The 23,126-nt window shown below is 71.1% G+C and carries 18 protein-coding genes; 7 read left to right on the top strand and 11 right to left on the bottom strand.

Translation table 11 applies throughout. The features are described from left to right. Positions 1–56: 56 nt before the first annotated feature. The 5 genes from AC0VYD_RS05135 to AC0VYD_RS05115 form a co-directional block, all read right to left on the bottom strand. Positions 57–1,736: a glycoside hydrolase family 3 protein gene (locus tag AC0VYD_RS05135; RefSeq protein ID WP_475478820.1), complete on the bottom strand. Its 1,680-nt coding sequence runs from the start codon at positions 1,734–1,736 to the stop codon at positions 57–59. A 105-nt stretch (positions 1,737–1,841) separates the two neighbouring features. Further along, positions 1,842–2,330 (bottom strand): PTS sugar transporter subunit IIA, encoded by a 489-nt coding sequence (locus AC0VYD_RS05130; RefSeq protein WP_475478819.1) that lies wholly within the window; start codon positions 2,328–2,330, stop codon positions 1,842–1,844. A 90-nt stretch (positions 2,331–2,420) separates the two neighbouring features. Beyond that, on the bottom strand, positions 2,421–2,657 hold the full coding sequence (locus tag AC0VYD_RS05125) for a PTS sugar transporter subunit IIB (RefSeq protein ID WP_191268340.1): 237 nt from the start codon (positions 2,655–2,657) through the stop codon (positions 2,421–2,423). A 119-nt stretch (positions 2,658–2,776) separates the two neighbouring features. Further along, entirely contained in the window at positions 2,777–4,243 is a 1,467-nt protein-coding gene (locus AC0VYD_RS05120; RefSeq protein WP_475478818.1) for a PTS transporter subunit EIIC, read from the bottom strand. A gap of 48 nt (positions 4,244–4,291) precedes the next feature. After that, positions 4,292–5,029, bottom strand: a complete 738-nt coding sequence (locus AC0VYD_RS05115) for a GntR family transcriptional regulator (protein WP_475478817.1) — start codon at positions 5,027–5,029, stop codon at positions 4,292–4,294. 298 nt (positions 5,030–5,327) lie between these two features. On the opposite strand from AC0VYD_RS05115, the gene AC0VYD_RS05110 reads away from it, so the two are divergent. Beyond that, entirely contained in the window at positions 5,328–6,371 is a 1,044-nt protein-coding gene (locus AC0VYD_RS05110; protein ID WP_475478816.1) for an SIS domain-containing protein, read from the top strand. Between the two features lie 136 nt (positions 6,372–6,507). Here AC0VYD_RS05110 and secA read toward each other — a convergent pair whose 3' ends face one another. After that, positions 6,508–9,357: a preprotein translocase subunit SecA gene (gene secA / locus AC0VYD_RS05105; RefSeq protein WP_475478815.1), complete on the bottom strand. Its 2,850-nt coding sequence runs from the start codon at positions 9,355–9,357 to the stop codon at positions 6,508–6,510. Positions 9,358–9,682: 325 nt separating this feature from the next. On the opposite strand from secA, the gene AC0VYD_RS05100 reads away from it, so the two are divergent. Next, the gene (locus tag AC0VYD_RS05100) at positions 9,683–10,177 is read left to right on the top strand and encodes a hypothetical protein (protein ID WP_475478814.1); all 495 of its coding nucleotides are present in this window, start codon (positions 9,683–9,685) and stop codon (positions 10,175–10,177) included. A gap of 92 nt (positions 10,178–10,269) precedes the next feature. Here the strand turns inward: AC0VYD_RS05100 and hpf are convergent, their stop codons facing one another. From hpf to mtrA, 5 genes are all read right to left on the bottom strand, one after another. Further along, the gene (gene hpf, locus AC0VYD_RS05095; RefSeq protein ID WP_473036443.1) at positions 10,270–10,941 is read right to left on the bottom strand and encodes a ribosome hibernation-promoting factor, HPF/YfiA family; all 672 of its coding nucleotides are present in this window, start codon (positions 10,939–10,941) and stop codon (positions 10,270–10,272) included. 737 nt (positions 10,942–11,678) lie between these two features. Continuing rightward, positions 11,679–12,506, bottom strand: coding sequence for a ComF family protein (locus AC0VYD_RS05090; RefSeq protein ID WP_475478813.1), 828 nt, complete (start codon positions 12,504–12,506; stop codon positions 11,679–11,681). Between the two features lie 120 nt (positions 12,507–12,626). Continuing rightward, entirely contained in the window at positions 12,627–14,477 is a 1,851-nt protein-coding gene (locus AC0VYD_RS05085; protein WP_475480186.1) for an LpqB family beta-propeller domain-containing protein, read from the bottom strand. Positions 14,478–14,521: 44 nt separating this feature from the next. Then, positions 14,522–16,312, bottom strand: coding sequence for an MtrAB system histidine kinase MtrB (gene mtrB / locus AC0VYD_RS05080; protein WP_475478812.1), 1,791 nt, complete (start codon positions 16,310–16,312; stop codon positions 14,522–14,524). 16 nt (positions 16,313–16,328) lie between these two features. Beyond that, complete coding sequence (gene mtrA / locus AC0VYD_RS05075; protein WP_191268349.1) at positions 16,329–17,006, bottom strand: MtrAB system response regulator MtrA; 678 nt, start codon at positions 17,004–17,006, stop codon at positions 16,329–16,331. Between the two features lie 433 nt (positions 17,007–17,439). Between mtrA and AC0VYD_RS05070 the strand changes: the two genes are divergently transcribed. The 5 genes from AC0VYD_RS05070 (at position 17,440) to AC0VYD_RS05050 (ending at position 23,119) form a co-directional block, all read left to right on the top strand. Continuing rightward, on the top strand, positions 17,440–18,903 hold the full coding sequence (locus AC0VYD_RS05070; RefSeq protein ID WP_475478811.1) for a glycerophosphoryl diester phosphodiesterase membrane domain-containing protein: 1,464 nt from the start codon (positions 17,440–17,442) through the stop codon (positions 18,901–18,903). Beyond that, positions 18,900–19,550, top strand: a complete 651-nt coding sequence (locus tag AC0VYD_RS05065) for a DUF4129 domain-containing protein (RefSeq protein ID WP_475478810.1) — start codon at positions 18,900–18,902, stop codon at positions 19,548–19,550. The genes AC0VYD_RS05070 and AC0VYD_RS05065 overlap by 4 nt, the downstream gene beginning before the upstream one ends. Then, positions 19,547–20,731 (top strand): DUF4350 domain-containing protein, encoded by a 1,185-nt coding sequence (locus AC0VYD_RS05060; RefSeq protein ID WP_475478809.1) that lies wholly within the window; start codon positions 19,547–19,549, stop codon positions 20,729–20,731. Before AC0VYD_RS05065 ends, AC0VYD_RS05060 begins: the two co-directional genes overlap by 4 nt. A gap of 106 nt (positions 20,732–20,837) precedes the next feature. Then, the gene (locus AC0VYD_RS05055) at positions 20,838–21,821 is read left to right on the top strand and encodes an AAA family ATPase (protein WP_475478808.1); all 984 of its coding nucleotides are present in this window, start codon (positions 20,838–20,840) and stop codon (positions 21,819–21,821) included. Beyond that, on the top strand, positions 21,821–23,119 hold the full coding sequence (locus AC0VYD_RS05050) for a DUF58 domain-containing protein (protein WP_475478807.1): 1,299 nt from the start codon (positions 21,821–21,823) through the stop codon (positions 23,117–23,119). The genes AC0VYD_RS05055 and AC0VYD_RS05050 overlap by 1 nt, the downstream gene beginning before the upstream one ends. Positions 23,120–23,126 lie beyond the last annotated feature (7 nt).

The following is a 23,126-nucleotide window of genomic DNA, read 5'->3' as shown; positions in this document are numbered from 1 at the left end:
GTCCGGGCGGGGAACGGTTCTTCCCGTTCCCCGCCCCGTTCAACCACGCGGTCCGGTCAGTAGCCGAGCCCGGTCCCGGCGCTCACATCGGCACCGGGGATGGCCACCGGCAGCGTTCCGGACGGGTCGAGCTCCCCCGCGATCGCCTTCGCCGCGGCCACCCGGGAGACCTCCACCGCCGAGTACAGGGCGAGGAAGGCGTCCACCTCGGGGAACGCCTCAAGGTCGTAGGGGCCGCCCTGGGAGACCACGACGACCGGTGTGCCCGCGGCCTCGCCCGCGGAGACCAGGCCCTGCTGTTCCTGGGACCCCCGGGCGCCGTCGGTGCCCACCACGAGCACCTCCTCGCCGCTGTCCACGACCTCCAGGCCGGCGTCCGTCAGGGCCGGGGAGAGCCGGTCGGCGCCCACGCCCCGCACCCGCACCCGCGTGCCCTCTGCGAGCGGCAGCAGGGAGGCCTCGTTGCGGACGAGGGTTACCGAGGCGTCGGCCACCCGCTGGGCGGCCTCGGCGTGCTCGGGATCCTCCAGGGCCTGGGCAGCCCCGGCCGGATCCGCGGATCCGCCCTCGAGGATCCCGCGCCTCTCCTTGAGGCTGAGGATCCGCAGGACGGACCGGTCGATGCGCTCCTCGGTGATCCGCCCGCTCCCGACGGCCTCGCGCAGCGCGGAGACCGCCGCCGCGGGGTCCGGCGGCATGAGGAGCTGGTCCACACCGGCCTCCACCACCCGGACGGCCACCTCGCCGTCGTCGTGGCGTTGGCGCACGCCCTCCATGTTGAGGGCGTCGGTGGTGACCACTCCGTCGTATCCGAGTTCCTCGCGCAGGATGCCGTCGATGATCGACGGGGACAGCGTGGCCGGGTCCGGGTCCTCCTCTGCGTCCAGTTGCGGCATCAGCACGTGGGCGGTCATGATCGCGTCCACCTCCGCGTCCACGGCCGCCCGGAACGGCGGGAGGTGCTCGGCCTCCCACTGGTCCCGGGGCATGTCGATGACGGGCAGCCCGGTGTGGCTGTCCACGTCGGTGTCCCCGTGGCCCGGGAAGTGCTTGACCACCGGGACCACACCGTGCTCGGCGTAGGCGTCGGCCTCGGCGAGCACCATCTCGGACACCGGTTCCGGGTCGGAGCCGAAGGACCGGATTCCGATGACCGGGTTGTCGGGGTTGGTGTTGACGTCGGCGTCGGGTGCGTAGTTCATGTTGACGCCGACGGCGGTGAGCTCCTCGGCGGTGGTGGCGGCGCGCAGGGCGGCCAGTTCGGTGTCCCCGGTGGCGCCGACCGCCATGGCGTCGGGGAACCGGGTGCCCACGGGCATCCGGGCCACCAGGCCCTGTTCCTGGTCGATACCGATCAGCAGGGGGACGCCCTGCCCCTGTTCGGCGGCCAGGTCCTGGACACCCGCCGACATCCGGGCGATCTGCTCGGCGTCGTCCAGGTTGGCGTCGAAGTAGATGAGGCCGCCGGGGCGGTACTCCTCGATCTGGGCGGCGTTGTCGGCGGCCGCGGTGCCCTGCGCGGTGAGCACCAGGAGTTGGCCGATCTTGTCGTCCAGGTCCATGTCCGCGAGCAGCTGCGGGGCCAGGACCGGCTCGAAGGGTTCGGCCGAGGCTCCGGGGCTCCGGTCATCGCTCCCGGGCGAGGTGTCCACCTCCTCTGGTGTGGAGCAGGCTGTGCTGATCAGGGTGAGGGCCACGCAGGCCGGGGCCAGGGCGGGTGGAACGGACGGTCTCATGGCGGGGCTTCATTCTCCGGCGGGTCGCTGCTTGCCGCCGGAGACTACCCGGTCGCGGGGCAGGGGAGGGAGCACCCCGCCGTGGCGCGGCCGGGTTCGGGGGCCTCACTCCCAGCGGAAGAGGACCTCTCCCGGTTCGACGGCTCCTTCCGCCTGTTCGGAGAGGGCCTCCGGCCGGGCGTCCAGGGCCACCACCGGAACGACCGAGGGTCTGCCCAGGGCCGCCACCGTCCCGGGCGACCAGCGGATCACCGGGTCGCCCGCCGCCACCTCCGCTCCCTCCCGGGCGAGGAGGACGAACCCCTCGCCGGCGAGCTGCACGGTGTCGATGCCCAGGTGGACGAGGACCCCGCGCCCGCCGCCGGGTGCCATGACCACGTAGGCGTGCGGGTGGAGCTTGACCAGGGTCCCGGCGATCGGGGCGACCGCCTCGTGCTGGGACTCCTGGCCGCCCTCCTGTCCTGGTTCGGGGTGGACCGCCACCCCGGGGCCGACCATGCTCTGGGAGAACACCGGGTCCGGCACTGTCTCCAGGGACATCGCCGTTCCGGTCACGGGGGAGAGTACGCGCAGCGCACCGTTCACGTCTGACATGGAGGAGATCTTCCCCAGGGACAGAACTTAACCCGCGAACCGGCCACCCGAAAGGCCAGAGTCCTGCTTTCGGGCGCCGTTCCGCCAGGATTAGTCCAGAAGGTCCCGGATGTCGTCGGTGAGGGAGTCCGCCTCCGGGCCGACCACCACCTGGACGACGTTTCCGGAGACGAGGACGCCGTGCGCGCCCGCCGCCTTCAGGTCGTTCTCCCGGACCAGTCCGGGGTCGGCGACCTCGGTACGCAGCCGGGTGATGCAGGCCTCGATGTCCTCGATGTTGGCCGCGCCGCCCAACCCGGCGACGATCGCCGCTGCCTTGTCCGCCATGTGCCCTCCGTGCTCTACCCGGGATCGCGTGCCCCGGGGCCTGGACCGAGCTTAGGGGTGACTTCGCCCACTTGCCAGGGCGGGCGCGGTAGCCGGTCGTCACCGGGTCGGCGCGGCCCTCAGCCGGAACGCCCGGCGTCCCCGTCGGCCGGGCCCTCCGGCCCGGTTTCGGAGGTGCCCTCCGCGGTGGCCGGGGCCGTGTGCGGGGCGGCGGTCTCGTCGGGATCCGGCTCGCGTCCCGGGGTGGGGATGTTGAACCTGGTGATGAGCAGGTAGAAGATCCCGAAGTAGACCAGGAAGTAGAACGCCCCGAACAGGAGCAGGATCCCCAGCCCCTGGGTGTTGTCCTTCGTCGCGTTCAGCAGCAGGTCGATCAGTCCGGCGGAGAAGCCGAAGCCCAACTGGACGTCGAGGAGGTTCATCAGCGCCATCGAGACGCCGGTCAGCACGATGTGCACGGCGAAGAGGACCGGTGCGACGAAGATGAACGCGAACTCCACGGGTTCGGTGATACCCGTGACGAACGCGGTCAGCGCCGCGGGGATCATGATCGAGCCGATCTGCGCGCGCCTGGCCCTGGACGCGGTCAGCCACATAGCGAGCGCGGCCCCGGGGAGGCCGAACATGAGCACGGGGAAGAACCCGGACAGCATGCCGCCCGCGTCCGGGTCCCCGGCGAAGTACCGGGTGATCTCACCGTGGGAGACCGTGCCGTCCTCGGCGGTGTGGGTGCCGGAGACGAACCAGATGAACGAGTTCACCACGTGGTGCAGGCCCATGGGGAGCAGAACGCGGTTGATGACTCCGTAGAGGCCGGCACCGAGCGCACCCGCACCGATGATCGCCTCGCCGAGGTTCTGGATCCACATGCCGACGAGCGGCCAGACCAGGCCCAGCACCACACCCATGAGCAGGGCGGCCAGGGCCGTGACGATGGGCACGAAGCGGCGGCCGCCGAAGAAGCCCAGCCAGGTGGGCAGTTTGATCCGGTGGTAGCGCTGCCACAGCAGCGCCGCCACCAGGCCCACCGCGATTCCGCCGAGCACGTCGGTGGGGTTCTTGACCGCGTGGTTGATCATCGGGGCGACGGCGTTGACCGCCTCCGGGTCGGTGAGCGGCTCCCTGGTCACCGGATCGACGGCGAGGGGATAGCTGACCAGCCGTGAGCCGATGTCGCCGGTGGCGCCGTCGAAGGTCACCATCGTCCAGGTGGCCACCCGGTCGAACACCAGGTAGCCGACCACGGCGGCGAGGGCGGTCGAACCGTCTGCGCGCCTGGCGAAGCCGATGGCCACACCGATGGCGAACAGCAGCGGGAGGGCCTCGAAGATCGCTTCGCCCGCGGTGCCGACGGCACCCGAGACGGGGTCCATCCAGCCCATTCCGCTGAGCCCGGCCAGACCGTCGGCGCCGAGCAGGTCGGGTTGTCCCAGGCGGAGCAGGATCGCGGCGGCGGGCAGGACCGCGATCGGCATCATGAGGCTGCGGCCGAGCCGCTGGAGTACGGCCAGCGCCGAGGAGCCGCGTTTGGTTCCGCGTTCGGCGCCGCGTTGGGCGCCCGGGGAAACGGGGGTCGGGTCCGACATGGTGGGGGGTACCTCCCTCTCGAACGCGCGCCCTGCGGGCGCGGTGCGTCAGTCGCCGTGCTGCCTCGGGTCGAGGCGGGAGTGCAGCTGGTAGCGGTCAGCACGGTAGGTGGACAGCGCGAGTTCGACGCACTGTCCCTTGGCGAAGCTTCGGCGCTGCATGATCAGCACCGGGCTTCCAGCGGGTAGGCCGAGGAGGCGGGAGTCGGCCGAGTCGCAGATCCCGGCCTCGATGGTCTGTTCCCCGGAATCCAACAGGATGTCGAACTCGTTTTCCAGGACCTCGTAGAGGGATCGTTCCGCGAGGTCGTAGTCCTCCAGCCCCGGCACCATGTCCGCGGGGATGTTGGAACGCTCCACCGCCATGGGTTCGTCGTCGGCGGTACGCATGCGTTCGATGTGGTGGACGAGGGTCCCCGGGGCGATGTCGAGCATGCGGGCGGTGTGGCCGCTGGCCGGGATGACCTGACGGATCAGTTCGCGGGCGCCGGGTTCGTAGCCGCGGGCCCGCATGTCCTCGCTGAAGGACGCCAGGACGAGGGACATCTCGATCTTGGGCCGGGCGACGAAGGTGCCCTTGCCCGGAACCCGGTAGAGGCGCCCCTCCGCCACCAGCAGGTCGATGGTCTGTCGCACGGTCATCCGGGAGAGGCCGTAGGTGGTGCTGAGCTCGCGCTCGGAGGGCACCATGTCGTCCACGCCCAGCCCGGCCTCGGTGATCCAGTCCAGGAGCAGGTCACGGAGTTGGACGTACTTGGGCAGCGGGTTGCTGGCGTCGATCGGCATGGGGCGGGCGGCCTTCTCGGTCGGCGGTCGGGTTGGCGTTAGACCCTAGGGCATATCCACCGAACACGCCCTGACACGGGGCCTGCTCCGGCACCTGACTCGTACCGGCGCATACCGGATATCAACTGGTATAGTCCGGACTAGACCATAGCGCGACCCGCGTGTCAATCCACCTTGTGGTACGCGGAGCGAACCAGCATCGTGACTGGCCGCGGGCGTTGCCCCGGCCCGTCCACGAGCGACCAGCGCGGCCCCCGGCGCATGTCCAGGCCCGCCCGTCCACCCCGGAGGGTTCTCCATGACCAGCACGACGAGCCTGATGAGCTCCGAGATCGCCGAACAGCCCGAGGCACTGCGCCGCACCTTCGCCGACCTGCTGCCCCTGCGCGCGGAGATCGAGGCGCTCGGCCGCAGCACCAAGCACGTCCTGTTCATCGCCCGCGGCTCCTCCGACAACGCCGCGGTCTACGGCAGTTACCTCCTGCAGGCGCACACCGGCCGTCTGGCCACCCTGGGCTCCCCCTCCATCGCGACCGCCTACGGCGCCAGGATCGACCTCTCGGACGTCCTCGCCGTGGCCATCTCCCAGTCCGGTAAGACGGAGGAGATCGTCGAGACCATGCGCTGGGCCGCCGACTGCGGGGCCCGGACCGTCGGCGTCACCAACGGCGCGGACTCCCCGCTCGCGGCCGAGGCCGACGTCGCCCTGGTCACCCGGGCCGGGAACGAGGTCGCGGTCCCGGCCACCAAGACCTACAACACCCAGTTGGCCGCTCTCGCGGTCCTCGCCCTGGGCCTGGGCGCGGACCTCGACGCCGGTGAACTGGACCTGGTACCGGAGGGCATCGAGCAGACCCTCGCGGCGCCCACGGACGCCCTGGAGGAGATCGTCGAGCGGATGGTGGCCGTCCAGGGGGCGGTGATCTCCGGACGCGGCATGGCCTTCTCCACGGCGCTGGAGGCGGCCCTGAAGCTCAAGGAGGCCTGCTACCTGCACGCGATGGGCCTGTCCTACGCCGACCTGCTGCACGGCCCGATCGCGGTCGTGGACCCGCGCACCCCGGCACTGCTGGTGGCCGCGCCCGACGGCCCCACCCTGCAGGGCACGGTCGCCCTCGCGGAGCGGGCCCGGTCCGCCGGCGCACCGGTGTTCGGCTTCGGCGGCGGCGCCGCCCTGGCCGCGGCGAGCGATCTGTCCGTACCGGTGCCGGACGTGCCCGAGTGGGTGTCCCCGATGAACCTCATCGTCCCCGCCCAGCTGCTCACCGAGCACCTCGCCCGCCGTCTGGGCTACGACCCCGACGTCCCGCGCGGCCTCAACAAGGTCACCCAGACCTCCTGAGCCCGGCCTCCGGACCGAGGCCCCGGCGCCCGACCCGGTGCTGCCGGGGCCCGTCTCCGGGGCCCGCATCCAACAGCGCGTGGGCGCGACCCCCAGGGGGTCGCGCCCACGCGCGTGTCCGTGGCTTCCTCAGCGGCTACTTGGCCGTGGGGTCACCGTGGCACTTCTTGTACTTCCTGCCCGAACCGCAGGGGCAGGGCGAGTTGCGAGCGGTGCCCGCGTACTCGTGGTCCACCGTCTCGCTGTGCCGCTCGACGCCGCCGTCCTCGCTGGGCGCGGAGTACTGGAGGCGGTCCGGCTGGCCCTCGCCGAAACCGGGGACCACCACGTCCTCGGCGGGCTCCGACTCCTCGGCGGGAGCGTCGGCCCCGACGGCCTCCTCGTCCTCCTCCACCGCGGTGGCGACGGCGGCCGCCCCGGTGGAGCCGCCGCCCACGGCCGCGGCGGTCTGCGCCGCGGCGGAGGCGGTGATGGTCGGCTCCTCCTTCTTGCGGACCTGGACCTCGACGTTGAAGAGGTAGCCGACCGACTCCTCCTTGATCGCCTCCAGCATCTGCTGGAACATGTCGAAGCCCTCGCGCTGGAACTCGATCAGCGGGTTGCGCTGGGCCATCGCACGGAGGCCGATGCCCTCCTGGAGGTAGTCCATCTCGTAGAGGTGCTCACGCCACTTGCGGTCCATCACCTGCAGGATGACCCGGCGCTCGACCTCACGCATGGCCTCCTCGCCCAGCTCGGCCTCGCGGGCGTCGTAGGCGGCGCCGGCGTCCTCGATCACCTGGGTGGCGATGAGGTCACCGGTCAGGGTGTGCAGGTCGCCGTTCTGCTCGATGAACTCGTCGACGGTGAAGCTGATCGGGTAGACCTGCTTGAACGCCCGCCAGAGCTTGTCGAGGTCCCAGTCCTCCGGGTCGCCCTGGGCGGTCTCCTCCACGACGTAGCCGCGGAGCACCTCCTGGAGCATTTCCACGACCTGGTCGCGCAGGTTCTGGCCTTCGAGCACCTTGCGGCGCTCGGCGTAGATGACCTTGCGCTGGCGGTTGAGGACCTCGTCGTACTTGAGGACGTTCTTGCGGATCTCGAAGTTCTGCGTCTCAACCTGCCCCTGGGCGGAGGCGATCGCCTTGCTCACCATGCCGGACTCGATCGGCTGGTCGTCCGGGATGTTCAGCTGGTTCATGAACGCCTCCAGACGACTGGAGTTGAACAGACGCAGCAGGTCGTCCTGGAGGGACAGGTAGAAGCGGGAGATACCCGGGTCGCCCTGACGGCCGGAGCGGCCGCGGAGCTGGTTGTCGATCCGGCGCGACTCGTGGCGCTCGGTACCGAGCACGTACAGACCGCCGGCCTCGACGACCTTCTCGTGCTCCGCCTCGAACTCGGCCTTGGCCTTCTCCAGCGCCTCCGGCCAGGCGGCCTCGTACTCCTCCGGGGTCTCCAGCGGGCTCAGGCCGCGGCTCTGGAGCTCCTCGTCGGCGAGGAAGTCGGGGTTGCCGCCCAGCATGATGTCGGTACCGCGGCCGGCCATGTTGGTGGCCACGGTGACCCCGCCGAGCTTGCCCGCACGCGCGATGATCGAGGCCTCACGGGCGTGGTTCTTCGCGTTGAGGACCTCGTGCGGGACGCCCTCGCGCTTGAGCATCCGGGAGAGGAGTTCGGACTTCTCGACGCTGGTCGTACCGACCAGGACCGGCTGCCCCTCCTCGTGGCGCTCGGCGATGTCCTCGGCCACGGCCTGGAACTTCGCGTCCTCGTGCTTGTAGACGACGTCCTTGACGTCCTCACGGATCATCGGCTTGTTGGTCGGGATGGGGACCACGCCGACGCCGTAGGTCTGGGTGAACTCCGCCGCCTCGGTCTGGGCGGTACCGGTCATACCGGCGAGCTTCTCGTAGAGGCGGAAGTAGTTCTGGAGCGTGACCTTGGCGAGAGTCTGGTTCTCGTCCTTGATCCTGACGCGCTCCTTGGCCTCGATGGCCTGGTGCATGCCCTCGTTGTAGCGGCGGCCGGCCAGGACGCGCCCGGTGAACTCGTCGACGATGAGGACCTCACCGTCCTTGACGATGTACTCCTTGTCCTTGCGGTACAGCTCCTTGGCCTTGAGGGAGTTGTTGAGGAAGCTGATCAGCGGGGTGTTGACCGCCTCGTAGAGGTTGTCGATCCCGAGCCAGTCCTCGACCTTGGCCACACCGGACTCGGTGATGCCGACGGTGCGCTTCTTCTCGTCGACGTCGTAGTCGACGTCCCTCTTCAGGCGGGGCGCGATCTTCGCGAACTCGGAGTACCAGCGCGAGTTCTGCTCGGAGGGGCCGCTGATGATCAGCGGGGTGCGCGCCTCGTCGATGAGGATGGAGTCGACCTCGTCGACCAGGGCGAAGAAGTGCTCGCGCTGGACCGTGTCCTTGAGCGAGAGCGCCATGTTGTCGCGCAGGTAGTCGAACCCGAACTCGTTGTTCGTACCGTAGGTGATGTCGGCCTGGTAGGCCTTGCGACGGGCCTCCGCGGTCATCTGGGGGCCGACCACGCCGACCTCGAGCCCGAGGAAGTGGAAGATGCGGCCCAGGTTCTGGGCGTCGCGCCGGGCGAGGTAGTCGTTGGTCGTGATGACGTGCGCACCCTTGCCCGCGAGAGCGTTCAGGTACACCGCGAGGCTTCCGGTCAGGGTCTTGCCCTCACCGGTCTTCATCTCGGCGATGTTGCCCAGGTGCAGAGCCGCCGCGCCCATGACCTGGACGTCGAAGGGGCGCTGTCCCAGGGTGCGCTTGGCCGCCTCGCGGACGGTCGCGAAGGCCTCGGGGAGGAGGTCGTCCAGGGACTCCCCGTCCTCGTAGCGCTCCTTGTACTCCCGGGTGAGGTCGCGCAGTTCCTCGTCGGTGAGGTCGACGTAGTCGCCCTCAAGCGCGTTGACCTGGTCCTTCAGCTTGTTGAGCCGGCGCAGGATCTTTCCTTCACCCGCGCGCAGGAGCTTGTCGAGTATGCCTGGCACTTCCTATGCGCTCCTCGCAGATCGCGGTTGGCTCCACCGTGGGCGGAGAGTCAGATCTAGGCCCGCTGACCGCTTTTCGCGGCCACGGAGATCAGGGGACCCCTGGTCCTCGGGCCTACATCCTAGAGGACCCGGAACCGCTTCCCGTCCTCCCAGCAAACGAGCGGAACGGGTATGGATGTTCCCGCCTTTTTCATGATGTTTGTGCAGACTCGCGCATTTCTTCGGGTAGTGCAATGGGTGCAGGGGCGGTTCCGAACGGTTGTGCGCGCAATCGTGTGACCGCGGATCCGCCGACGCGAACGTGCTCCCGGGAGGGGTCACCATGCGAGCGAACAGAGGCACCGAACGGGCCCGGAGGGCTAGACGAACGTTCTCTCCGAGGACACCGGCCGAGGTGATCGAGACGGTCGTGGAGGGGGCCCGGCGGACGTCCGTCCGTCCCGCCGCGGCGTACGACCCGGCTCTGGCGTGGGAGCAGTACCACCCGACGGCCGACGAGGAACGGGAGAAGGGACGTATCCGGGGGTTCCAGCGCCAGGGCGGCACCCTGGCCCCGAGCAACGGCCACCGCGGGAGCCTGGCCTCCTGGGTCTGCGTCGCCCTCGCCGTGGCCGGATTCTCCCTCGGCGGACTGGCGATCGCCCTGGGCGGCGCCCCGCTGCTGCTGGTCCTGGGCGGGGTCCTGCTGGTCGCCGCGGTCGCGGTGGCGGTCTTCTGCGACATCCTCGGCGACGTGGTGCTCGACCCGCCGCGATACGAGCCCGAGGAACCGCACCAGACCCCGCTGCACCACATCAAACGGGGCCGGAAGGCGTGACGCACGACCGCGGCGGGCCGTTCGGGCCCGCCGCGGTGCGTGTTCAGCTCGGCTCTCCACCTCCCGTGCGGAGGAGTTCGGAGACGGGGTTCCTAGTCCACAAGCCTCAGTACGCCGTAGTTGAAGCCCTTGCGGCGGTAGACGACGCTCGGGGCGTCCTTGACCTCGTCGTGGAAGAGGTAGAAGTCGTGGCCGACGAGTTCCATCTCCATCAGCGCCTGGTCGATGCTCATCGGCTTGGCCCGGTGGTACTTCTCCCGCACGATCACGGGAGTCTCCCCCTGGGTGTCGAGTTCGACGAACTCGTCGGAGAAGCGGCCGTCGAGCTCGACGCCGTTGATCTCCTCGTCCCCGCTGCGCTGGGCCGGGGGTGCCTCGGCTGTTGTCGGGGTGGATGAGGGCAGGTCTCCGGGGAGGTCGGCGGTCGCGGCCGCCACGGAGACGGGAGTGTGGTTTCCCCGGTGGACCTTGCGGCGGTCCGCGGACTTGCGGAGGCGGGCCTCGATCTTGTCGACCGCGAGGTCGAGCGCACCGTGGCGGTCCGCGGACGCGGCTTCGCTCCTGATGACAGGGCCATCGGAGTGGATGGTCAGTTCAACCCGCTCGCGGACGTCGGCGAGCTTGGGGTTGCGCTCCTGGGACACCTCCACATCGACGCTCATGCCCTTGCGCTCCCACTTGGAGAGCCTGTCGAGCTTGTTCTCGACGTGCTGTCGGAACTTGTCACTCACACTGGTGCGTCGACCTTTGACGATGATGTCCATAGGACCCCCTTCATCGCGTGACCGCCGTGAAGGCGACGGCCAGGCTGGCTCTGCTCCCCTCCCTCGCCGGGGAGGGTGTGACGCGCTAGCCCCCTTCCGTCTGTGAACCGGTCGGATCCGGGTCACGACTCGGTTGGAAGTGCGTATACCCATCAGAAGCAGGGTCATCACGCGCCCCACGGGCACGATTGATCACGACCTCTGAACTGACGAGAAGGACCTTGGGTCCATTCGGCACCGAACACCCGGCGGGTAGGAGGACGGGGAAACGGGCCGGGTCGGCGTGGAGGGGACGGTAGGGGGCCCGCGGCCCCGGAGCATGCGCTCCGGGACCGGCGAACCCCCGCGCGTCGGTATGCCACCCGTCCGGCCGACCTGGTCTTCGTCCCCACATCCGCCTGCTGAGAGTGTCGCCGCTCTTATCCGCGACTACTGCTCTTCTCCCTGTCATGAGGGACATCGGGACCCTCCGCGGGGCAGGGCTTACCTCTAAGGCGCACCGTGATCGGTCGACGAAAAGTCGCCTTACGTGGGCCGTTTCGCCTGCGCCTGGCATCGGCTTGCCGGAGTCGCTCCCCGGTGTTCCCGGGAGCTTCAAAAATCCGACGCAACCACGGACCCGGACGGGTGCCATACCTGGACCGTAACCTGTCCCGGCGCGGATGTCAGGTAGCGGACGGGCGCCCAACTGCCCGAGAAGCGTCGCAAACCCTTGTGAACATGCATCTTTCGCCTGTTCAGGGGGGTTCGTAAAACCTTCGTTCCGACCTCGCTCCCGTGACCGGAGACAGTCGGTTCCGGAACCCGGACCGTTCGGCCAGCACCAGGGCGCCCACCACCCTGGCCCCTTCCTCGCGCAGCGCACGGGTCGCCTCAGCGACCGTGGCGCCGGTGGTGAGCACGTCGTCCACGACGACCACCCTGCGACCGCGCAGGCCCCGCCGGGCCGCCCCCGGGCCGCCGCCCTGACCGTTCCCGTCCGGGTCCGGGGGCAACCGGACGACGGTGAAGGACCCCGCCCGGTTGGCCAGACGCTCCGCGCGCCCCAACCCGACCTGTCGGCGCGTCCCGCGCCGGTAGCCCAGCAGCGGAACCACCCCGCCCGTCGACTCGACGCCCGCCCGGTGCGCGCAGGACAGCGCCAGACGGGTGACCGGGCTGCGCCGGGACGAGGACCCCCCGCGCCCCGGGACCGGTACCAGCAGCGTGTCCGGACCCGCCCACCCGGAGGCGTGGTAGGCGGCGGCCAAACGCTCCCCCAGGTGGTCCGCCAAGCGCCCGTCCCCGTGTGCCTTGTAGGCGAGCAGGACCCTGCGGTCGTGCCCGGCGTAGGGGCCGGCGGCCCAGGTCGGCGGGCAGCGCTCACGCGGGGCGCACGGGTGCGGCCTGCGCTCCAGAACCGTCCGGCAACGGGCGCACAGCGGCCCCTCCGGGCCCGCGCACCCCGCACAGGCGTGCGGCAGCAGCAGTTCGAGGAGGGGGTCGAGCAGGCCGGTCAGGAAGCGTCGCACCAGGGAGAGCACACCGTGTGGCCGTCGGCGCAGAGCACCGGTCCGTTGGTCCATGGTTCCAGGATCGACCGCCGCGACCGCCCCCGCCAGTGCCGCCGCACCGCCTGTGGAAAACCCGGCGTGCCCTCCCCGCCCCTCCGGGGAGGGCACGCGGAGGGCACGCCGGGCCCGGGGTCAGCCCGGGTAGGTGGGCGAGCTGCCCTCAACCACGACCTGCCAGTTCAGGGGGTCGTTGGACGCCCAGATGTTGCCGTCGTCGGAGCCGGCGAGCAGGGGTTGTCCGGGGGCTCCGGTGATGGTGACCGTACCCGCGCCCGGAGCTCCGGCGCTGGCTGCGGGCGTACCTCCGTCCAGGGCGACGAACAGCGCCTGCTGGGTGCCGCCGTCACGGCTGCCCAGGACGACCAGTTGGTCGCTCGAACGCCAGGCGATACCGGTGACGTCGTCCAGTTCCTGCTGTGCCAGGGGGATGAAGCCGCCCACCGAGACCTGTCCGTCCTCGTCCTCCACGACCCGGCCGACCTGGAGTGCGCGCTCCCCGTCCCGTTCGGTGACCACGGCGGCCCGGGAACCGTCCCGGGAGATCCTGAAGTGCACCAGGGTGTGCCCCCGCAGCCCCGTCACCTGGGCCTCGACCACCTCGTCCCCGTCGCGTAGCAACCACAGCGCGGTGTCCTCCGGGGCGGGCGGGCGCGTGCCCCCGGCCCCGTCGGGCTGGACGGCGTCCGGCTCCGTGGCCCCCTCGTCCTCGGAGTCCTCCTCCGGGTCCGGGCCCTCGATCTCCTCGACCACCCAGAGGTTGCCGTTCACGTCCCAGGACAGCTCGGTGAACACCCCGTCGGCGAGGACCTCCCTGGTCTCCGCCCCGGGGCTGGTGAAACTGGTGACGACCTCCCCGCCGCCCAGCGTGACACCGGCGACGGTGCTCTCGTCGAGCGAGACCGCGAACCGGTCCAGCTGGACGTCTCCGGCTCCGAGGGGGCCCGGGACCCGCTCGGCGTCCTCGAAGGTGTCCGGCTCCCAGTCGGAGGCGGACCACAGCTGGCCCTCGTGCGTGAAGTAGGCGTGCACGTCCGGGGCCATGGCGCCGGGGCTCACCCGGTCCCAGAAGTCGCTGCCCGGGCGCGGCCGGTCGGAGCTCTCCCCGTCCGCCTGGGGGAAACCGACCTCCTCGCCGTTGATCCGGAGGGTGAACTCCTGGATCTCGGGAAGCTGCCGCAGCGTCCAGGCGATCTGCGCGCCCATGCTGTACTCGTCCGCCTCGGTCGGGCCCCTGACGCTGATCACGACCCTTTCGGCGTCGACCTCGACCTTGGGCACGACCCCCTCGGGGAAGGAGGACGTCACCGCCGGGTCCAACCAGTCGGTGGGCCCAAAGGCGAGTTTGCGCAGGAGGCGGTCGGCGAGCTGGTCGGGACTCACCGGCAGGTAGACCGGGTCCGGGACCAGGGCCGTCCCGTCCGGGTTGAAGTAGTAGAGGTTGAACGGGCGGTAGGTGCGCTCGACGTCCAACTGGCTGAGGATGATCTCCTCGGGCAGGTCCTGGATCCGCCACTCGCCTTCGGGATCACCCCCCTCACGGGCCAGGGTGAAGGTCTCCTCGAGCACGGTTCCGGTGTCGGCCGGGAGGTACTTGCCGCTCTCGTCGATACTGGCGACCTCGTTGCTGAGCAGCCGCACCGTCGCGGTGAGGCCGTCGGCGGAGACCTCGGACTCGAGGTTCACCGCGTCCAGGTCGGCGAAGACCTGGACGGAGCCGTCCGGGGACCAGTTCTCGCGCATCTCGGGGAGCATGTAGCTGCGGGCGGCCTTGTGGTCGTCCTCGAAACTGCCCATGTCCTGGAGGAAGCCGTTGATCAGGCCCTCGGGCTCCACCCCGGGCTGGGGTCCGGCGGGCAGGAGCCGTACGTAGCTGCCGTAGGGGTCACCCGAGGTGTCCCCGCCCTCGCCGGGGACGACGGGGCCGGTCATGGGAACGCTCGCGCAGGCCCCCAGGGACACGCAGGCGAGTGCGCCCGCGGCCATGGTGCTCGCCGCCCGCTTCCATCGTCCCGGGCTCGCCACGTCGCTCACAGGGCCTCCTCCTCGTCGGCTCCGGGCCGTTCCCTCTCCGGGCTCCGGGTCTCCGGCGCACCGTTCCCGCCGTTCGCGCCGTCCTTGTCGCCGAGAGACGTGAAGTTGCGCCCCAGGGCGATCTCCGGAGGAACCAGCGGCAGGGGGGACCCCCGCAGCTCGGCCCCGGAGCGCCGCGGCAGGGACAGGCGGAACTGTGATCCCTGACCGGGCATCCCCCAGGCCTGGAGCCAGCCCCCGTGCAGGGCGGCGTCCTCCTTGGCGATGGACAGGCCCAGGCCGGTGCCGCCGGTGGTGCGCACCCGGGAGTAGTCGGCCCGCCAGAAGCGGTCGAAGCACAGGTGCTCCTCCCCCTCCTTGAGCCCCACCCCGTAGTCGCGCACCGCCACGGCGATCGCGTCGCGGTCGCCGGCCGCCGCGACCACCACGTCGCGCCCCTCGCTGTGTTCGATGGCGTTCACCACCAGGTTGCGCAGGATGCGGTTGATCCGCCGGGTGTCGAACTCGGCGACGCAGGGCTCCGCGGGCAGGCGCAGGATCACCTTGATGCCGCGCCGCTCCGCGATCTGTTCGGCGTCGCCGACGGCCTTCATCACCGAGTCCCGGATGTCCGTGGGCTCGGTGCCCAGGGTGGCGGCCCCCGCGTCGTGGCGGCTGATCTCCAGCAGGTCGGACAGCAGCTCCTCGAAGCGTTCGACCTGGCTCTGGAGCAGTTCGACGGAGCGCCGGTGCGAGGTGTCGAGCTCCTCGCGGTCGTCGAAGAGCAGGTCCCCGGCCATCCGGATGGTGGTGAGCGGGGTACGGAGCTCGTGCGAGACGTCGGAGACGAACTGGCGCTGGAGCTTGGACAGCTCCTCCAGTTCCTGGATCTTCTCCTGCAGGTTGCCCGCCATGTCGTTGAAGGACATGGCGAGCCGGGCGAGGTCGTCCTCGCCGTGCACTGTCATGCGTTCGGTGAGATCGCCCGAGGACAGGCGTTCGGCCGACTGCGCGGCGGAACGCACGGGGGTGACCACCAGGCGGGTGATCATGAACGCGATGAGCCCGAGCAGGATGACCAGCAGGATCGCGACCAGGGCGACCGTGCCTTGGACCAGGTCCAGGATCTCCTGCTCGTGCTGGAGCGGGAAGATGTAGTAGAGCTCGTAGGCGTGGGTGAGCTGGGCGCCCACGACCAGGGCCGGCTCGACCGAACCGTCGTCCATGTCGATGTGCATGTACGTGTGGTACTGCTGATCGAGCACCTCGGACTGGCGGACCTGCTCCACGAGCCTGGGCGGAACGTCGCCCTCACCGGTGGCCCAGCCGAGTTCGTCGCTCACCGACGGCAGGATGAACACGCTGTAGAGCCCGGTGTCGCCGCTGCGGCTGGTCAGCTCGCTCGCGATGTTGTTCAGGAGCCTGTTGCGGTCGCCGATCTCGTTCTTACGCAGTTCGAGGAGCGCGTAGTTGAGGCCGGCGCGGTGGTCGTTGACCGCGGCCTCGGTCTTGGCCTCCAACAGGCCCCCGCGCACCTCGGAGATCAGCACGTACCCCAGCCCGGCCATCACCAGCAGGGACAGGACCAGGGTCGTGCTGATGACCCGCAGGTGCAGGGAGCGGCGCCAGTTGGTGTGCACCACGCGTACCAGGGCCCGGGCCGCCCGTTGGGCGAGCAGGTAGGCGCGGGTCAGACCGGTGTTGTTGTCCCGCCAGCCGCCCCCGGTCTCGGGCAGGCCGGAGGGAGGGGCGGACCGCTCCCCCTCGGGTTCGGCCCTGCGCCCCTCCTCGGGTTCGGACGCGGTCATGTGGGTCCCGGCCAGGTCAGGCGGTACCGGCCTTGTAGCCGACACCGCGGACGGTCACGACGACCTCGGGGTGCTCCGGGTCCTTCTCGATCTTGGCGCGCAGGCGCTGCACGTGCACGTTGACCAGGCGCGTGTCAGCGGCGTGACGGTAGCCCCAGACCTGCTCCAGCAGGACCTCACGGGTGAAGACCTGGCGCGGCTTGCGGGCCAGGGCGACCAGGAGGTCGAACTCCAGCGGGGTGAGGCTGATCTGTTCGCCGTCGCGGCGCACCGCGTGTCCGGCGACGTCGATGGTGATGTCACCGATCTGGAGGACCTCGGGCGCGGGCTCCTCGGTACGGCGCAGCCGTACGCGCACGCGGGCCACGAGCTCCTTGGGCTTGAAGGGCTTGACGATGTAGTCGTCGGCCCCCGACTCCAGACCGAGGACGACGTCGACGGTGTCGCTCTTGGCGGTGAGCATGACGATGGGAACCCCGGACTCGGCGCGGATCTGACGGCACACGTCGATCCCGTCGGCCCCGGGCAGCATCAGGTCGAGGAGGACCAGGTCGGGTTTGGTCTCGTGGAAGGCCTCCAGAGCCTTGTCCCCGTCGTGGACGAACGAGGGCTCGAACCCTTCACCCCGCAGCACGATGCCCAGCATCTCGGCGAGGGCGAGGTCGTCATCGACAACCAGTACACGTCCCTTCATCGGTGTGTCCGGCACCGGGTTGTCCACCGCCCAGGGGGCGGGGATCCGCGGCGCCTACTCCTCTCTCCTGGAACACTCAAACGGCGTCAGTGGTCGGTGCCCGTGTCCCCGGCGCGGGGAACTGCGTCCGGCCTCCCCCAACCTTGCCAGCTTCGGACGCGGTTGGAAGAGCGGTCCGCGGTGTTGGGCCCTTTTGGACCGTTTTCGGTCGCCGGCGGTGTCGTCCCTGGCCAGGAAGGCCCAGAAAGCTTCGTGACTTGGCCGGTTGGTAACAGAAAGCATACAAAAGGAATGAAGTGCGTCGGTTGTCGTGGGACACACTCCAACACCGCCGAGGCGCGGTGGAACCGGCCGGTAGGTTGGTTCCCGACAGGTCAGAATTGGCGCGAAAACGATCGCGCGGAGTAACCGAATCCCACGGAGGGCGGGGCAGATGAGCCAGGAGGACGGCCACCGGGAGACTCCGGAGGGCGGCCCGGAGGGCCAGGGGTCACCCGAGTCCGGAGGCGCTCCCGGAGTCGGCGGCTGGGCCGCACCCGGCCAGGGGGCCTCCGCCGAACCGCCTCGGGAGGGCCACGCGACCCCGCCCTCCGGCCACGGACCGCCCCCCGGGTACGGCGCACCCGGCCAGGGCGCGCCCCCCGGTCCCGGGCCGCAGCAGGGGTACGGACCGCCTCCCGGATACGGCGCCCCGGGCCAGGCGGCCCCCGGCTATCCGACCCCCGGTCAGGGCATCCCTCCGGGTTACGGTCCCCAGCAGGGGTACGGGCCCCAGTCCGGCTACGGGCCCCAGCAGGGGTACGGACCGCCTCCCGGATACGGGCCGCAGCCCGGCTACGGGCCGCCGCAGGGGTACGGCCCGCGACCGCAGGCCGTCAAACCCGGTGTGGTCGCGCTCCGGCCGATGACGCTCGGCGACATCTTCAACGGCGCGTTCAGCTACGTCCGCAACAACCCGAGGACCACCGTCGGGCTGGCCCTGCTCGTCATGGCGATCGCGTCCGTGCTCAGCACCGTCTCCACGACCTGGCTGACGAACGACTACGTCACGAGCATCGACGAGATCATGGCGGACCCGTACGCGGTCGACCCCGAGGACCCGCTCTTCAACACCTCCCCGCTGGTCACCCTGCTCGGATTCGTCGGGGACCTGCTCCTCCTCGTCGGCGGGGCCGTGCTGCTCGGCCTGCTCGCCGCGGTCGTCGGCATGTCGGTGCTCGGCTACCGGCTCACCATGGGGCAGGCCTGGCAGGCCGTACGCGGACGGGTCGGCGCGATCATCGGCCTGGCCTTCATCAAACTCGGCATCCAGGTGGCCATCGGCGTCATCGCCTTCGTCGTCCTGTTCATCGCGCTCATCGCCGGCTTCGCCATCGCCTTCGGAGCCGACGAACCGGGGGTGGGCGTGGCCGTCGGCCTCCTGGTCATGCTGGTCGGCTGTGCCCTCGTCGGGATCCCGGCCCTGTGGATCTGGATCCGGCTCTACTACGCCATGCCCCTGGTCGTACTCGAACGGCTCGGTCCGGGCCGGGCCATGGCCAGGTCCTGGCGGCTCTCCCAGCAGAACTGGTGGCGGACGCTGGGCTACTGGCTGCTGGCCCTGCTGATCGTGCTGGTGGTGAACCTGATCCTGGCCATGCCGTTCGGCTTCCTCGCCGGTGTCATCAGCACCCTCGGCGGGGGCGCGGTGTGGGCGCCGGTCCTGGCGGGCGTGATCACCTACGTGGTCACCGTCCTGATCTACGCCATCACCCAGCCCTTCCTCGCCGGGGTGAACACCCTGCTCTACATCGACCTGCGCATGCGCCGCGAGGGCCTGGACCTCAAGCTGCACCAGGCCGCGCAGCGGGGCGAGGCGGCCGGCCCCGAGATCTACCTTCCGGAGTACCGCACGTGAGCCCCCCGCACTCGGCTCCCCTGGAAGTCACCCGGGAGGAGGGACGGCGGCGCGCGATCGAGGAGTTGTCCGACCCGCTCTACGGGGACCACGAGCCGTCCCTGATCGACCGGTTCCTCAACTGGCTGGGTGGGCTGCTGGACCGGCTGGTCGTCGCGGGTGAGGGGGTCGTCCCGGGCGGCTGGCTCCTCGCCGGCGTCCTGCTGGTGGTTCTGGCCCTGGTGGTCGGCCTGATCTTCTACCTGCGCCCCTCCCGGAACCGCCGGGCCGAGGTGTCGGTGCACCAGGACGAGGCCCGGTCCGCCACCGACCACCGCGCGGCGGCGGACCGGAGCGAGGCCGCGGGCGACTTCGCCGCGGCGGTGACCGAGCGCCTGCGCGCGATCAGCGTGGACCTGGAGGAACGGGCCGTCATCGGCCCCCGGGCCGGACGGACCGCCACCGAACTCGCCGCCGAAGCGGCCCGGACCCTTCCGGACGAGGCGGTCGGCCTGCACAAGGGGGCCGAGATCTTCAACGACGTGGCCTACGGCGACCGGGTCGCGACCGCGGAATCCGCCCGCACCCTGCGTGAGCTGGACGTGCGGCTGGCCGCGGCACGCCCGGTCGTACCCGGGCCCCCGACCCATGACGAAGGGCGACGATGACGACCACCGCGCCGCCCGAACACCCCCCGACCGGCTCAGCTCCGGGATCCGCCGCCGGACGCCTGTGGCGGGCCGGCCGGGCGCCCGCCGCCGTGATCGGCCTGCTGGTCGCGGTGTCGGTCCTGCTGTCGCTGGGCAGCGAACAGTTCCCCTCCGGCCACCTGGAACCCGGGAGCCCCGAACCCGACGGGGCACGGGCGCTGGTACGGCTCCTCGACGAGGATTCCGACGTCACCGTCGCCCGTACCTCCGAGGCTGCGGCGCGGGCCGTGGAACGGTCGGGGGAGGACACCGTGCTGGTGGTCCTGCTGGACCACCGGCTGCTCCCCGAGGAGCTGGACGCCCTGGCCGACCTGGGGTCCGACACCGTCCTGGTGCGGCCCTCCCTGCGCTCCCTCACGGCTTTCGCACCCGGGGCGGACATGACCGGCCGGGTCGACGACGAACGCACCCTCGAACCCGGGTGCGCGCTGCCCGCCGCGACCGCGGCGGGGGACGCCGGTGTCACCGGGGAGCTCTACACGGCCGGGGACGGGGCCGAGGCCCTGGGCTGTTATCCGGCCGCTGACGGCTCCGGTCTGCTCCAGGTGACCGCACCCGACGGATCCACCACGACGGTGCTGGGCACCGGGGACCCGCTCACCAACCGCGAGCTGGACTCCGCGGGCAACGCCGCCCTGGCGCTGAACCTGCTCTCCGCCGAGGACGTGGTGTGGCTGCGCCCGGACGCGCCCGAGGAGGTCGGGAGCGCCACCCTGTGGGAGCTCGTGCCCGCGGGCCTGCGCTGGTCCCTGGCCCCCCTGGCGCTGACCCTGCTGCTGTTCGCCCTCTGGCGCGGGCGGCGGATGGGCGCCCTGGTCCCGGAGTCGCTCCCCGCCCTGGTCCGGGCCTCGGAGACCACCGAGGGCCGTGCCGGCCTGTACCAGTCCCGCAAGGCGCGCGACCGCGCGGCCTCGGCGCTGCGTAACGGGTTCCTGGAGCGTTCGGTGCCCAAGCTGGGTCTGCGCGCCGATTCCGGTCCGGATTCGGTGGTGGCCGCGGCCGCCGCCCGGAGCGGGGACGACCCCCAGGACCTGTGGCGGATCCTGTACCCGCCCCAGCCGGACCCGTACACGGCGGACGACGAGGCGATGCTGCGGCTCGCCGACGAACTCGACCGGCTCGCCGGGAGGCTGCGGTGAGCCCGGAGGCCGGGGCGGGGCCGGAGACGGACGCGGCGCCGCTCCCCGGCCGCGCCCCCCGCAGACGAGAACCGACCACTGAGGTATCGAGAGAGGTAGACGGCACGTGAGCGCCTTCACACCCGAGGCACTGCCATCCGCCGACGAGGCCCGGGCGGCGCTGACCGCCCTGCGCCGCGAGGTGGCCAAGGCGGTCGTGGGCCAGGACGAGACGGTGACCGGCCTGGTCGTGGCACTGCTGTGCCGTGGCCACGTGCTGATGGAGGGCGTGCCCGGTGTCGCCAAGACACTGCTCGTGCGCACGGTCTCGCAGGCCCTGTCACTGGACCACAAACGGGTGCAGTTCACCCCAGACCTGATGCCGGGTGACGTGACGGGTTCGCTCGTCTACGACCAGAACACGGCGAAGTTCGAGTTCATGAAGGGCCCGGTCTTCACCAACCTGCTGCTGGCCGACGAGATCAACCGGACCCCGCCCAAGACCCAGGCCTCGCTGCTGGAGGCCATGGAGGAACGGCAGGTCACCGTGGAGGGGCGCCCGGTCGCCCTCCCGGACCCGTTCATGGTCGCGGCCACCCAGAACCCGGTCGAGTACGAGGGCACCTACCCGCTGCCCGAGGCCCAGCTGGACCGGTTCCTGCTGAAGGTGACGGTCCCGTTGCCCGAACGCGCCGCCGAGGTGGACATGCTGGGCCGCCACGCCGCCGGCTTCGACCCGGGCGACCTGGCGGCCGCCGGTGTGGGAGCGGTGGCGGGCGCCGCCGAGTTGAAGGCGGCCCGGGACGCGGTGGCGCAGGTGCGGATCGCACCCGAGGTCCTCGGCTACATCGTGGACCTGTGCCGGGCCACCCGCCAGTCGCCCTCCCTCCAGTTGGGCGCCTCACCCCGCGGTGCGACGGCGCTGCTGCGCACGAGCCGGGCGTGGGCGTGGCTGTCCGGCCGCGACTACGTGACGCCCGACGACGTGAAGGCCCTGGCCAAGGGCACCCTGCGGCACCGGATCGGGCTGCGCCCGGAGGCCGAGTTGGAGGGGGCCACCACCGACGGGATCCTGGACGGTGTGCTGGCCTCCGTCCAGGTGCCGCGCTGATGGTGGTCACCGGCCGGGCCGCGCTGCTCGCGCTCCTCGCGACGGGCGCGGTGGCGATCTCCGGTCAGATCGGCGCGACCGTCGCCTACGTCTGCGTGGGCCTGGTGGTGCTGCTGGTCGCGTTGGACGTGTTCCTGGCGACCGGGCCGAAGCGGATGCGCCTGTCCCGGGAGGGCGACACCTCGCTGCGGCTGGGCGAGAGCGCCGAGGTGTACGTGACGGTGGCCAACCCGACCGGGCGCCGGCTGCGCGGCTCGGTACGGGACGCCTGGCCGCCGAGTGCGCACGCCGCCCCCGGGTCCCAACCCCTGCGGGTGGGACCCGGTGAGCGCCGCCGGGTCAGGACCGTGCTCACCCCGACGCGGCGCGGCGACGCCCGCTCCGCGGGGGTGACGGTGCGCAGTATCGGCCCGCTGGGGCTGGCCGGACGGCAGCGCACGCTCACCGCCCCGTGGACCGTACGGACGCTGCCGCCGTTCCACAGCCGCAGGCACCTGCCGGGCAAGCTGTCGCGGCTGCGTGAGCTGGAAGGTCAGCACACGGCGATGGTGCGCGGTCAGGGCAGTGAGTTCGACTCCCTGCGCGACTACGTGCCCGGCGACGACGTGCGCTCCATCGACTGGCGCGCGACCGCACGCAACGGCGGCGTGGTGGTGCGGACCTGGCGGCCCGAGCGGGACCGGCGGATCCTCGTCGTGCTGGACACCGGCCGGACCTCGGCCGGGCGGGTGGGGGACACCCCGCGCCTGGACCACGCCATGGACGCCGCGCTGCTGTTGACGGCGCTGGCGGGCCGGGCGGGCGACCGGGTGGACTTCATGGCCTACGACCGGAGGGTGCGCGCCCAGGTGAGGGCCTCGGGCAGGGGAAGCCAGGTACACCGCGTGGTGGAGGCCATGGCTCCGCTGGAGGCCGAACTGGTGGAGTCGGACCCGGCGGGGCTGGTGAGCTCGGTGATGGCCCAGGGGCGGGCCCGCAAGCTCGTGGTGCTGCTGACCGACCTCAACGCGACCTCCCTGGAGGAGGGGTTGCTGCCGAGGCTTCCGGTGCTGTCCTCGCGCCACCTGCTGATGGTGGCGGCGGTCAAGGACCCGAAGGTGGAGGAGATGGCGGCGGAGCGGGGCAGCACCGAGGCGCTGTACCGGGCCGCCTCCGCCGAGCGCACGCTCAGCGAACGGCACCGGATCAGCGCCGAACTGCGCCGCATGGGCGCGGAGGTGGTGGACGCGGCCCCGGACCGCATCGCCCCGGCCCTGGCCGACGCCTACATCAACCTCAAGGCCCAGGGCCGGTTGTAGCACCGGT

Source organism: Nocardiopsis sp. iso_40, from assembly GCF_056173285.1.
Note: the sequence above shows the minus strand (reverse complement) of the source record. Positions and strands in the feature narration are given on the sequence as shown.

Coding starts and splice junctions, on each gene's coding strand:
- AC0VYD_RS05135 (WP_475478820.1), bottom strand. CDS start 1,736: ATGAGACCGTCCGTTCCACCCGCCCTGGCCCCGGCCTGCGTGGCCCTC.
- AC0VYD_RS05130 (WP_475478819.1), bottom strand. CDS start 2,330: ATGTCAGACGTGAACGGTGCGCTGCGCGTACTCTCCCCCGTGACCGGA.
- AC0VYD_RS05125 (WP_191268340.1), bottom strand. CDS start 2,657: ATGGCGGACAAGGCAGCGGCGATCGTCGCCGGGTTGGGCGGCGCGGCC.
- AC0VYD_RS05120 (WP_475478818.1), bottom strand. CDS start 4,243: ATGTCGGACCCGACCCCCGTTTCCCCGGGCGCCCAACGCGGCGCCGAA.
- AC0VYD_RS05115 (WP_475478817.1), bottom strand. CDS start 5,029: ATGCCGATCGACGCCAGCAACCCGCTGCCCAAGTACGTCCAACTCCGT.
- AC0VYD_RS05110 (WP_475478816.1), top strand. CDS start 5,328: ATGACCAGCACGACGAGCCTGATGAGCTCCGAGATCGCCGAACAGCCC.
- AC0VYD_RS05100 (WP_475478814.1), top strand. CDS start 9,683: ATGCGAGCGAACAGAGGCACCGAACGGGCCCGGAGGGCTAGACGAACG.
- hpf (WP_473036443.1), bottom strand. CDS start 10,941: ATGGACATCATCGTCAAAGGTCGACGCACCAGTGTGAGTGACAAGTTC.
- AC0VYD_RS05090 (WP_475478813.1), bottom strand. CDS start 12,506: ATGGACCAACGGACCGGTGCTCTGCGCCGACGGCCACACGGTGTGCTC.
- AC0VYD_RS05085 (WP_475480186.1), bottom strand. CDS start 14,477: ATGGCCGCGGGCGCACTCGCCTGCGTGTCCCTGGGGGCCTGCGCGAGC.
- mtrB (WP_475478812.1), bottom strand. CDS start 16,312: ATGACCGCGTCCGAACCCGAGGAGGGGCGCAGGGCCGAACCCGAGGGG.
- mtrA (WP_191268349.1), bottom strand. CDS start 17,006: ATGAAGGGACGTGTACTGGTTGTCGATGACGACCTCGCCCTCGCCGAG.
- AC0VYD_RS05070 (WP_475478811.1), top strand. CDS start 17,440: ATGAGCCAGGAGGACGGCCACCGGGAGACTCCGGAGGGCGGCCCGGAG.
- AC0VYD_RS05060 (WP_475478809.1), top strand. CDS start 19,547: ATGACGACCACCGCGCCGCCCGAACACCCCCCGACCGGCTCAGCTCCG.
- AC0VYD_RS05050 (WP_475478807.1), top strand. CDS start 21,821: ATGGTGGTCACCGGCCGGGCCGCGCTGCTCGCGCTCCTCGCGACGGGC.